10 protein-coding genes are annotated in these 11,306 nt (G+C 41.5%); 4 read left to right on the top strand and 6 right to left on the bottom strand.

What is annotated here, in order from left to right; all coding sequences use genetic code 11:
- Positions 1-182 precede the first annotated feature (182 nt).
- A complete protein-coding gene (locus IQ246_RS30445) occupies positions 183-692 on the bottom strand; it encodes a hypothetical protein (RefSeq protein WP_244142071.1) in 510 nt (169 codons plus the stop codon).
- Positions 693-918: 226 nt separating this feature from the next.
- Between IQ246_RS30445 and IQ246_RS17590 the strand changes: the two genes are divergently transcribed.
- A complete protein-coding gene (locus IQ246_RS17590) occupies positions 919-2,085 on the top strand; it encodes a pyridoxal phosphate-dependent aminotransferase (RefSeq protein WP_194004639.1) in 1,167 nt (388 codons plus the stop codon).
- A gap of 269 nt (positions 2,086-2,354) precedes the next feature.
- On the opposite strand, the gene IQ246_RS17585 is transcribed toward IQ246_RS17590, so the two are convergent.
- The gene (locus tag IQ246_RS17585) at positions 2,355-2,735 is read right to left on the bottom strand and encodes a type II toxin-antitoxin system HigA family antitoxin (protein ID WP_194004638.1); all 381 of its coding nucleotides are present in this window, start codon (positions 2,733-2,735) and stop codon (positions 2,355-2,357) included.
- A gap of 62 nt (positions 2,736-2,797) precedes the next feature.
- The gene (locus tag IQ246_RS17580) at positions 2,798-3,985 is read right to left on the bottom strand and encodes a tetratricopeptide repeat protein (RefSeq protein WP_194004637.1); all 1,188 of its coding nucleotides are present in this window, start codon (positions 3,983-3,985) and stop codon (positions 2,798-2,800) included.
- 449 nt (positions 3,986-4,434) lie between these two features.
- Here IQ246_RS17580 and IQ246_RS17575 point away from each other — a divergent pair, with 449 nt between their 5' ends.
- Entirely contained in the window at positions 4,435-5,862 is a 1,428-nt protein-coding gene (locus IQ246_RS17575) for a serine/threonine-protein kinase (protein WP_194004636.1), read from the top strand.
- 18 nt (positions 5,863-5,880) lie between these two features.
- Positions 5,881-7,005 (top strand): RNA-guided endonuclease TnpB family protein, encoded by a 1,125-nt coding sequence (locus IQ246_RS17570; protein WP_194004635.1) that lies wholly within the window; start codon positions 5,881-5,883, stop codon positions 7,003-7,005.
- Between the two features lie 36 nt (positions 7,006-7,041).
- Here IQ246_RS17570 and IQ246_RS17565 read toward each other — a convergent pair whose 3' ends face one another.
- Positions 7,042-8,679, bottom strand: a complete 1,638-nt coding sequence (locus IQ246_RS17565; RefSeq protein WP_194004634.1) for a tetratricopeptide repeat-containing serine protease family protein — start codon at positions 8,677-8,679, stop codon at positions 7,042-7,044.
- Positions 8,680-8,877: 198 nt separating this feature from the next.
- On the opposite strand from IQ246_RS17565, the gene IQ246_RS17560 reads away from it, so the two are divergent.
- Positions 8,878-9,501, top strand: coding sequence for a Uma2 family endonuclease (locus tag IQ246_RS17560; RefSeq protein ID WP_194004642.1), 624 nt, complete (start codon positions 8,878-8,880; stop codon positions 9,499-9,501).
- An 18-nt stretch (positions 9,502-9,519) separates the two neighbouring features.
- On the opposite strand, the gene IQ246_RS17555 is transcribed toward IQ246_RS17560, so the two are convergent.
- Positions 9,520-9,678: a hypothetical protein gene (locus IQ246_RS17555; protein ID WP_194004633.1), complete on the bottom strand. Its 159-nt coding sequence runs from the start codon at positions 9,676-9,678 to the stop codon at positions 9,520-9,522.
- The gene (locus tag IQ246_RS17550; RefSeq protein ID WP_194004632.1) at positions 9,679-11,205 is read right to left on the bottom strand and encodes a serine protease; all 1,527 of its coding nucleotides are present in this window, start codon (positions 11,203-11,205) and stop codon (positions 9,679-9,681) included. It abuts the gene before it with no gap.
- Positions 11,206-11,306: the final 101 nt, after the last annotated feature.

Raw genomic sequence — 11,306 nt, 5'->3', positions numbered from 1 at the left:
GTGCAAGGACATACCCTGATTTACTCCAGGCATTAGATGCGGCATTCGCAGAAGTGACGATAGAGAATTTACTCGGTTGGTTTACTCACTGCTGCTACTGTACTTCAGAAGACTGATAACCGCTATATTAAGCACGGTGTGTTAATCATCAGGTTTCATCGCTGCTAACAATGATGTAAAAATTATGGATTAGGTAAATTTGCTTGAACCGCTGGCAAGAGATCGTTATTTTCCTCTATCCTTAACATTCTTATATCTCTTACTGATACTGGAAACCAAGGTAATCTTCTAGATAAGTCTTGAACAGCTAAAACACAAGTAACGGCGTTAACACTTTCATTACCAAAATAAACACTTCCTTGCTGTCTAGTAAAACCGTGTGAAGAAAGTACTTTTTTAATTTCACCATAGGCATTGTTGTAAGGGTCGCCATAGGATTGTTTCAAACTTTCAATATCCATATCAAAAGAAATTGCGTACATTCTTACATTACCTAGCGGGAATTTATCATCATCGATTGTAATGTACGAATTGGCGTTAGGCTTTTTATTTTGAAGAGTATTTTTTGATTTTGTGTACATGGTTTTACTCTCAGTTTTGTTATCTAACTCAATTTTAATTAGTGCTGATTCTCTATACCCTACCTTTAAATATTTCTTACTTTTTAGCGATCGCTCATATAGCGTATTCATCCATAAATTTTTCTAAACCTTGTAATATTAAGGTTTCTAAAAGTGCAAGCAAGTTTAAATCTATTTCTTAGTTCTGGGTATACATTAAATTCTTCTGAGTCCTTGTGTCAAGCTTAATTGAGATGCTTTTACCTTGCAATCTCCAACGAATTTAGAAAAAGCAAATCTTGGTAGAGATTCTGAGATATCCTAAGATAAGTGAAAGATTTGCCAAAAAATAGTAAGAATGAAGCTGGCAGCAAGAGTAAGTAAGGTGACACCTTCTTTGACCTTAGCGATCGCAGCCAAGGCGAAGGCACTGAAGGCAGATGGCATAGATGTTTGCAGTTTTAGCGCTGGAGAACCAGATTTTGATACCCCAGCGCATATCAAAGCCGCAGCAGTAGAAGCTTTAGATGAAGGCAAAACCAAGTATGGCCCAGCCGCTGGAGAACCAAAGTTAAGGGACGCGATCGCCCGTAAGCTTAAAACTGATAATGGTCTTGATTATAAATCAGAGAATGTCATCGTCACCAATGGCGGTAAACATTCTCTATACAACTTGGTAGTGGCGCTAATTGATCCAGGTGATGAGGTAATCATCCCTGCTCCCTATTGGCTAAGTTATCCCGAAATGGTGACTTTGATGGGTGGTGTACCAGTGATTGTCACCACAGATGCAACAACTGGTTATAAAATTACCCCCGAACAACTCCGCCAGTCAATCACGCCCAAAACAAAGCTATTTATCCTTAACTCTCCATCTAATCCCACAGGGATGGTTTATACGCCAGATGAAATCAAAGCACTGGCCCAGGTAGTAGTTGATGCAGATATCTTAGTTGTCTCCGACGAAATTTACGAAAAGATTCTCTACGACGGTGCAGAACATATCAGCATCGGTTCCCTTGGAAAGGAAATTTTTGACCGCACTTTGATTAGTAACGGGTTTGCGAAAGCTTACTCAATGACCGGATGGCGTATTGGCTACTTAGCAGGGCCAGTGGAGATTATTAAAGCCGCGAGTACCATCCAAGGACATAGTACATCAAACGTGTGTACTTTTGCTCAATATGGGGCGATCGCTGCATTAGAAAGTTCTCAAGACTGTGTTGAAGAAATGCGCCAAGCTTTCGCCAAACGCCGACAGGTGATGTTAGACAGACTCAACGCCATTCCCGGATTGAGTACTGCAAAACCAGACGGCGCTTTTTATCTATTCCCCGACATCAGCAAAACTGGTCTAAAATCCCTGGAATTTTGCGACGCCTTACTAGAAGAACATCAAGTTGCAGTTATCCCCGGAATCGCCTTTGGTGCTGATCAAAATATTCGTCTTTCCTACGCCACGGATATGGTAACAATTGAAAAGGGGATGGATAGGTTGGAGCAATTTGTCAAGTCGCGTATTTAGTTAGTTGTCACTTGTGAGGATAATTTAAGCCAAAACACATTTAAATTGCACAATCATTCATGAGGGCTGTCATGCGTCATTTCTCATTAGTCGAAAGTATTTATAAAGGACGCATGACAAATGATTAATCACAGTCTTAGCCAGTGAATGTGCAACTTGAACGCATATTAGCTTACCAACTCTCGAACTCTACCTTTTCCACTCAGAACTGGTGGAGTTCATTCTCACAACTGAAATTCCGAGTTTTGATTTATTTAATTTCAGCACCATCAAGCTGAATTTTGCATCAAAGGGTATGGTTGAATCAAAATCTGTGCCGGAATTCCCAATTGTTGATGCAAACCCCGAATCATCTCCAATGTTAGCGCCTGCTTCCGATGCAAAATGTCGGCAATTTCTGCTTTACTGCCAATAACAGGCTCTAATTCATCTACAGACAATCCACGGGATTCGAGATAATATAAGACTGCTTCAATAGGATCTGGTGCTTCGATTGGGTAATGCCTTTGCTCGTATGCTTCCACAAGTGTAGTTAAAACTTCCAAGCGGTCAGACTCTGGTGTATTTAGTTTTGCATCAAACAATCTTTCAATTTCATCAAGCGCAGCACGATAATCAGCTTCAGTGCGGATCGGACGTGTTTCAAGCATAGATATTACTGCCTCAAATACTTGTTGCATCTACGTTATCAATCCTTGCCCTGTCCACTCCCCTAAACCAATCCCATCTCCCGCAACCCTTGGCGTAGCCTATTCGCTTCTTCGGGGTTGTATCTTTGGTGAAGAGCGATCGCTTTTTTAAAGACTGTTAAACTCTCTTGGTGATTGCCAGCTTTTAGCAATACTACCCCTAAATTTTGATACGCTTCGGCATAATTGGGGTTTAACTTGATTGCTGCTTGGTAAGAGGCGATCGCATCAGTAAGCAAACCCATCGCTTTGAATATCATCCCCATGTTGTAATGACCAACAACAAAAGTCGGGTCAATCTTCAAAGTTGTGGCGTAAGCATTTTTTGCACCATTAAAATCTCCCGCTGCTTTGAGTAAGTTACCCAAATTGTTATATGCTCCTAGTTTGAGCATGGGGTAAATTGGCAACTTAATGGCAGTTTGATAGTGAGAAATAGCCTGTTGGAAATTTCGCAACCGACTATAGGCAATACCTAAATGATAGTGGAGTTCGTATAGAATATCATAGTTTTCCTCACCAGCCGTAACTCCGCGTTTCAACAACTCCATACCTTTGGCAATTTTCCCAGTTTCCACATACAACGCCCCCAACTTACTGCAAACATAGGGATCATCAGGATGAGTAGCCAGAAAAGCTTCCATCGCCGTTGCGGCTTTGGCGTATTTGTTGTTTTGAGCGATCGCGTTTTTTTGGTATCCTGTGTGTAAGATTGCTACCCCTGGTAAATAACCTACTTGCCAATTGGGATCTTTCAGCATAATTGCTGACACACTATCATCAACCAAGGCATGGTAGGGACGTTCAAAGCGAATATCTGGGTGATTGCGAAATAACCTGGAAACTAGAGAATAAGGGGATTGTTCTGCACCCACTTCTTGGCGGACGAGGTTGATGAGTAAGTATTCGTCTCTAGCGATCGCCTCTTTCAACTGCGGTACAATTCCTGATGTCAGAACCTCATCAGCATCCAATACTAAAATCCAGTCGCCTGTAACGTATTTGAGCGCTGCATTCCGAGCCGTACTGAAGTTATTGCACCATTGAAAATGATGAACTTTTGCACCGAATTGTTTAGCAATATAGGGAGTGCGATCAATTGAGCCTGTATCTACAACTACCATCTCATCTACGACTTTTCTCACACTGCTCAAGCATTTAGACAGTGTTGCTGCTTCGTTTTTCACAATCATGCACAGACTGAGACTCATAATAATTCGTAATTCGTAATTCGTAATTCGCCCTGGGGCTACGCCCCGCTGCGCTTATGTAATTAATACACACAGACCAATACTTATAGGACTTACGCAACTGGCACACAAAGCTTCTGGTATAAGAGTCAAGGGTCAAGGGTCAAGGGTCAAGAATCAAGGTTTTTTGGACTTTTGACCTTTGACTCTGGACAACCTCTGGCGTTAAAAATATGACACTTGCGTAAGTCCTGACTTAATACAGGCGGTTTCGACTACGTTGTCTTGTTTGACAAAACATACATATTTTCCCAATTTGATATCATAAGCTAATTATCAATCCCTTTAGGTAATTCAAGTTACAACCATTGATCACAGTCTCTCTGCTTGCACTCAGCACTTTCATTATGTGCAAAAATCAAGATTAACGAATTAGTGAGTGAGTAATTTTAGCGGAAAGGGTAAATCTAATGCAAGGTCAAACCGTGGGTGGACGCTACCAAATTCTCACTCAACTGGGACAAGGTGGATTTGGCAAGACTTTCTTAGCTCTAGACACCCAACGGCCAGGGAATCCACACTGTGTGGTGAAGCATTTTAAACCACTCTCCACTGATCCTTACACTTTAAAGCAAGCCAAACGTTTATTTGACCTAGAAGCAGCCACCCTGGAGACATTGGGGAAGCATGACCAAATTCCCCAGTTATTGGCTCACTTTGAAGACAATCAAGAATTTTATTTAGTTCAGGAATTTATTGCAGGTTACGACCTCAGTCAAGAAATACCTCCTATAGGTAATCTGCTTAGTGAAGCTGAAGTCATTCAGCTTTTAAAAGACATTTTAGAAGTTCTCGCATTTGTCCATCAACACAACGTAATTCACCGGGATCTCAAGCCAGCCAATATTAGGCGAAGAGAATCAGACGGTAAAATAGTGCTAATTGACTTTGGAGCAGTCAAACAAATCAGTACTCAGATAGCGAATTCTCAGGGAAAAACAAGTGTCACCGTTGTTATTGGCACTCACGGTTATATGCCAAGTGAACAAGCAAATCAAGTCCCACACTTGAGCAGCGATATATATGCAGTGGGAATTATAGCTATCCAAGCTTTGACCGGAATTAATCCTGTTCTTGATAGCGGTCAAAGATTACCCAGAAATCCTAATACAAAAGAAATTGATTGGCGAAACCAAGTACAAGTTAGCCCGCAGCTAGCAGAAATTATAGATAAAATGGTGCGCTATGATTTCCGTCAACGTTACTCCACAGCAGAGTCGGTATTGCAAGCTTTAAATACGCTCGAAGAAATACCAGCTACTACAATTGAGCAGAAATCTCTACCATTTGCACCACCGAGAAAAATGTTCATCGGAGTAGGAATAATAGCCGCAGTGGCTACAGTTGTTGTCTTGTTATCTCAATTAATAACCCCAGTATCAAAATTTTTGACTTATGAAAATTCTAGCTATGGCATCAAGATAAAATATCCTGAAAGCTGGGCTAGACAAGATGTAGCAAATCCAGTTACTGGAGAATTAGTGATATTTCTATCACCTAAACAAAGTGATTCTGATAAATTTCAAGAGAAGCTGACTATCAGCACAGAAACGCTTTCTAGTACCTTAGATGAATCAAAAAATTTATTTATTAAAGAAATTAAAAATAGTTTATCCGGAGCTAATATTGTGGATGCCAGTGAAATAACCCTGGCAAATAAAAGAGCTAATAAATTAGTTTTTACTGGTAATAATGGAGAAAATAGTCTTAAAAATCTGCAAGTTTGGACTTTAAAAGGTGATCAAGCATACGTCATTACTTATACAGCAACGATAGATGATTATGATAAGTTTGTGCAAACGGCAGAAACAATGATTAAATCTTTTGAAATTAATTAATAATGATATCATGTCTACATGAAAACCTTGAAGTTCAAACTTTACAGTCACAAGCGAAATAATTTTCTTAAGCGGTCAATTAACGTTGCTGGAGTTATCTATAACCATTGCATTGCCCTCCACAAAAGATATTATCGAATGTGGGGTAAGCATTTAAATTGTGCAAAACTTCAAGCTCATATTGCCAAGCTACGTAAACGTAAAGAGTTCTGGCAGTCAATTGGCTCTCAAGCAGTGCAAGATATTTGTCAACGCATTGAGAAAGCCTACCAACTATTTTTTAAACATAATAAAAAGGGAGTTAGACCACCAGGATTTAAAAAAGTTAAAAAGTACAAGTCATTCACCCTCAAGCAAGCTGGTTATAAATTCTTAGGTGGCAGTAGGGTAAAAATTGGAAATAAAGTTTATCAATTTTGGAAGTCTAGAGAAATAGAGGGAACAGTCAAAACTCTAACCATAAAACGCACCGCATTAGGTGAGTTGTTTCTGCTTGTGGTTGTTGACAATTGTCCTGAGTCAGAAGCTAAATTCACGACTAGTAACATCGCGGGGTTTGACTTTGGACTTCAGACATTTCTCACTTGCTCAGATGGTACAACAATTGAATCTCCCCAATTTTTTAAGCAATCCCTAAGCGCCGTTAAAAATGCCAGCAGACAGCATTCTTTGAAGTTAAAAGGTTCAGTCAATAGAGAACGAGCTAGAAAGAATTTAGTACGCAAGCATGAAGACATAGCCAACCGCAGAAGTGATTGGTTCTGGAAGCTAGCTCATGAATTAACTAATAAGTTTGATGTTCTGTGCTTTGAAACTCTAAACTTGAAAGGAATGCAGCGTCTTTGGGGACGCAAGATATCAGACTTAGCTTTTAGTGAATTTCTACAAATACTAGAATGGATTGCCAAGAAGAAAAACAAGCTTGTTGTATTTATTGATAGGTGGTATCCCAGCAGCAAAACTTGTTCTAATTGTGGACACATTCTAGAGAGTTTAGATTTGTCGGTCAGAGAGTGGCGTTGTCAAGAGTGTCAGTCAATTAATGGACGTGACGAAAACGCCGCTAAGAATATTCAAGCAGTCGGGGCATCGACTGTTGAGTTAGGCAATGTCAGTCGGGCAGTGCCTGCAATTGCTGTTTGACCTCAGAATCCCCCGAATTCAATTCGGGGGAGTATGTCAAGGCTGTAATTCTCTAATTTTGTTTTGTGTTTGTTGGTAAAGTTTTTCATTTCCTTGTTCTTTATAGAGATTAGCAGCTTTCTGTAAATCGGCGATCGCCCATTGTTTATCTCCCAAGGTAGCGCGGGTAATTCCTTGACTGTAGTAGGCATTGGCATAGTTGGGATTAAGCTTGAGGGCTTGGTTGTAATCAGCGATCGCTCCTTGCTTATCTCCTAAAGCAGCGCGGGCATTTCCCCGACTGTAATAAGCATTGGCATAGTTGGGATTAATCTTCAGGGCTTGGTTGTAATCAGCAATTGCCCCTTGCAAGTCTCCTGAAGCAGAGCGAGCAATTCCCCGGTTATTGTAGGCTAAGGCATAGTTGGGATTAATCTTCAGGGCTTGGTTGTAATCGGAAATTGCCCCCTGTTTGTCTCCTGAAGCAGAGCGGGCATTTCCTCGGCTGATGTAAGCTGGGGTATAGTTGGGATTAATGTTGAGGGCTTGGTTATAATCGGAAATTGCCCCTTGCCAGTCTCCTAAATCAGAGCGAACATTTCCCCGATTGCTGTAGGCTAAAGTATCTTTGAGATTGAGGCGAATCGCTTGTGTTAAAGCTGCGATCGCTCCTTTATAGTCTTTTAATAAAGAATGAACAACGCCCTGGCTACGGATAGCATCTGCTTTCTTCCCTTGTGCAGCAAATAACTCTGTAGCTTTCTGTAAATTCTCAACAGCCTTCTGGTTATCTCCAGACTTGCTGCGAGTCAACCCCAATCTGTAGTAAGCTTGGGCTAAGTTGGGATTAATGTTGATAGCTTGGTTATAAGCGGCGATCGCTCCTCGATAGTCGCCTTTGTCATAATTATCCTCAGCTTGAATGAAAAAGTCGTCAGCCTTGGGTGCTGTGGCTATTGGTGTGCTAGGAGGACTGATGCCCACATCTGCCCCAGCCTTAGCTGAGAGTCTCAAAAAAGTATTAATGGGAACGCCCAAATTAAAACCTGTTTTGATAATGATATTGGGATTTTGGTCGGAAATTTGAAAGTTTTCCATAGTATCGCCCATACCATGAATTCCCACCACTTCACCTTTGTCATTCAACACCGGCCCGCCACTCATCCCCGGTAAGGTATCATTGCTATAGACCAAGGCATAGCCATCACGCAAGGGTTTTGAAGCATTAGCAGTAATCCGTCCATCAGTGAAATTGTAAATCGAATTGGAAATTGCTCCTGTTGCTTTTGGGAAACCTGCTACATAAGCTGTAGCACCTTCTATGGCTTCATCCGAGTTACCAATCTTAGCAACAGCGTAACTTTGGTCACTAGTAAACTGCACAATGGCTAAGTCTACCTCTGGCAGCTTCTTCACAGTATTGTAATCGAGTGGATAGCGCTGACCATCTGGGGTGACAATTTCATATTGATCTTGATCTTCCACCACATGCTTGGCAGTCAGGACAGTGTAGGTTTTGCCCTCTCGCTTGATAATTACCCCCGTACCCGAACCATTTTTATTGTCAATCAACACCGTAATTGCTTTGGTAAGCTTTGCCACCTCTGTTGAGGTTAGCGCCACAGCAATTTGCGGTTGCACAAGGGCAATTGTTACTCCAATGATTACTGGTGCAAGTGCATAGTAAGATTTCATTATTCAATTTCCACAAGGCATCATACAACTTTACTGGAAAATAGATCCACCTTTTTATTCAATCGTTTCTCCCTAATTTCTAATCTAGCTAAAATTAAACAGATGGCTGTTAGTTCAAAAATGCAGCCAGGGCGTAACCCCAGTCAAAAACGTGGCGTAAAAATGCTGTCAACTGCACCACTATTTGAGATAGATCACATGGCTCAAGCCTTACCTAAGCAAGTAACCTTTGATGAATTTATCGAGTGGCTACCAGAAAACTCAGAGGTACGCTATGAACTGCACGATGGGGTAATTATCCAAATGCCAAAGCCAACTGGGAAGCACTCAAATGTAACTGGCTTTTTGATAGAGGAATTAGTTTTAACTATTATCCAAATGGGGAAGCGCGGTATTTGGACAATTCCCAGAGAATCGATTGTCAAGCCTACTAACGAAAAATCAGGCTACGAGCCGGACATTATTGTTTTAGATCAAGACGCTATCAGCAGCGAACCTCGTTGGGAGCGCGAGTCAATCATTGAGAATGCTACAAGCATAAAACTGATTGTTGAAGTTGTCAGTACCAACTGGCGTGATGATTATCACAAAAAGCTTGCTGACTATGAAGAGATGGGCATTCCTGAATATTGGATTGTGGATTATGCCGCTTTGGGCGGACGGGCGTTTGTTGGCAATCCTAAGGAACCGACTATCTTTATTTACCAATTAGTTGAGGGTGAATTTCAAGTCAGCCAGTTTAGACAAGGCGATTCCTTAATATCACCAATATTCCCAGATTTAAATTTGACTGCTGACCAGATTTTTCAGGTGGGAAGGTGACGCAAGCGATCGCGATCGCTACACCAATGTCCATGATGATCGCCTTTCCAACTTCTCATACAGTCGTTTCTTCTTAATTCCGAAACTAGCTAAAGTATTTTTACCATGCCCAATCCCCAATCCCCCATGCCCAATGCCCAATGCCCAATGCCCAATGCCCCATGCCCAATCCCCCATTTACCCTTGAAGCTTTTTAATTAACTCCAATAGTTGTTGATAATCATCTGTTTTTCCTTGTTCTAAATTCAGGTTAGCGGCTTTTTGTAAATCCGCGATCGCACCCTCCTTATCTCCCAACGTATAACGGGTAATCCCCCGGCCAGTATAAGCTGGGGCAAAGTTGGGATTGAGCCGCAGGGCTTGGTTAAAGTCAGTAATAGCTCCCTTGTTGTCTCCTAACTCAAAGCGGGCAATTCCCCGTCCAGCGTAGGGTGGGGCAAGGTTGGGATCAATTTGTAGTGCTTGGGTGTAATCTGCGATCGCCCCCTGTTTATCTCCCAACTTATAACGAGAAATTGCCCTACCAGCGTAGGCTTCAGCATAATTGGGATTAATCTTCAGGGCTTGGTTGAAATCTGCAAGTGCCCCTTTCTCATCTTCCAAGTTATTCCGGACAATTCCCCGATTATTGTAAGCTAAAGTATAGTTAGGATTAATTTTGAGGGCTTGATTGTAATCGGCAAGTGCCCCTTTTCTATCTCCCAAAACAGAACGAGCAAGACCCCGGTTATTATAGGCATCAGCATCTTTGGGATTAATCTTCAGGACTTGGTTGAAGTCGCTAAGTGCCCCTTCATTATCTCCTAAGCTATAGCGGGCAAGACCCCGATTATTGTAGGCATTAAGATAGTTTGGATTGAGGCGGATTGCTTTAGTGTAGTCTGCGATCGCACCTTTAAAATCTCCCTTATCATACTTATCGCCACCTTGAATATAAAAGTCATCTGGTTTCGGTGCTGTGGCTACGGGTATGCTGGGAGGACTAACGCCTACATTTACCCCAGCTTGAGATGAAAGTCTCAAAAAGGTGTTGATGGGAATGCCCAAATTAAAACCTGATTTGACATAAGCAACTGTGGAATTGATTTTAGAGGTTTCTATATCGGCTTCATCTGCTCTACCATGAACTCCCACCAGTTCACCTTTGTCATTTAGCACCGGGCCACCGCTCATTCCCGGTAACGTATTATTGTTGTACACCAAGGCATAGCCATCACGCAGTGGTTTTGAGGCATTAGCAGTAATCTGTCCGGGGACAAAATTGTAAATCGTGTTGGAAATTGCTGCTGTTGTTTGCGGGAAACCAGCTACATAAGCGGTTGTCCCTTCGGGAGATTTGTCTGAATTGCCAATCTTGGCAAGAGTGTAACTTTGATTGCTGGTAAACTGCACAATGGCTAAGTCTACCTCTGGCAGCTTTTTAACAGTATTGTAATTGAGTGGATAACGCTGACCATCTGGGGTGACAATTTCATATTTGGCTTGAGTTTCAATCACATGCTTAGCAGTTAGGACGGTATAAATATTGCCTTGTCGCTGAATAATTACCCCAGTTCCAGAACTATCTTTATTGCCAATCTGCACTGTGATTGCTTTGGCAACTTTACCCACCTCAGATGAGGAAAGTGCTACAGCAAATTGCGGCTGCACCAGAGTAATTGATACTCCAATGATTGCTGGTAAAAGTGCATAATCAAATTTCATAACTCAATTTCTAATAGATATTAATTTACTATAGGATTCCTATTTGATTTTTGAAAGAACTGCGTACACCTCTAACTCCCTTTTTTCGCATTTCCCATTCC

The organism is aff. Roholtiella sp. LEGE 12411 (assembly GCF_015206995.1).
Lineage (GTDB): Bacteria > Cyanobacteriota > Cyanobacteriia > Cyanobacteriales > Nostocaceae > Komarekiella.
Note: the sequence above shows the minus strand (reverse complement) of the source record. Positions and strands in the feature narration are given on the sequence as shown.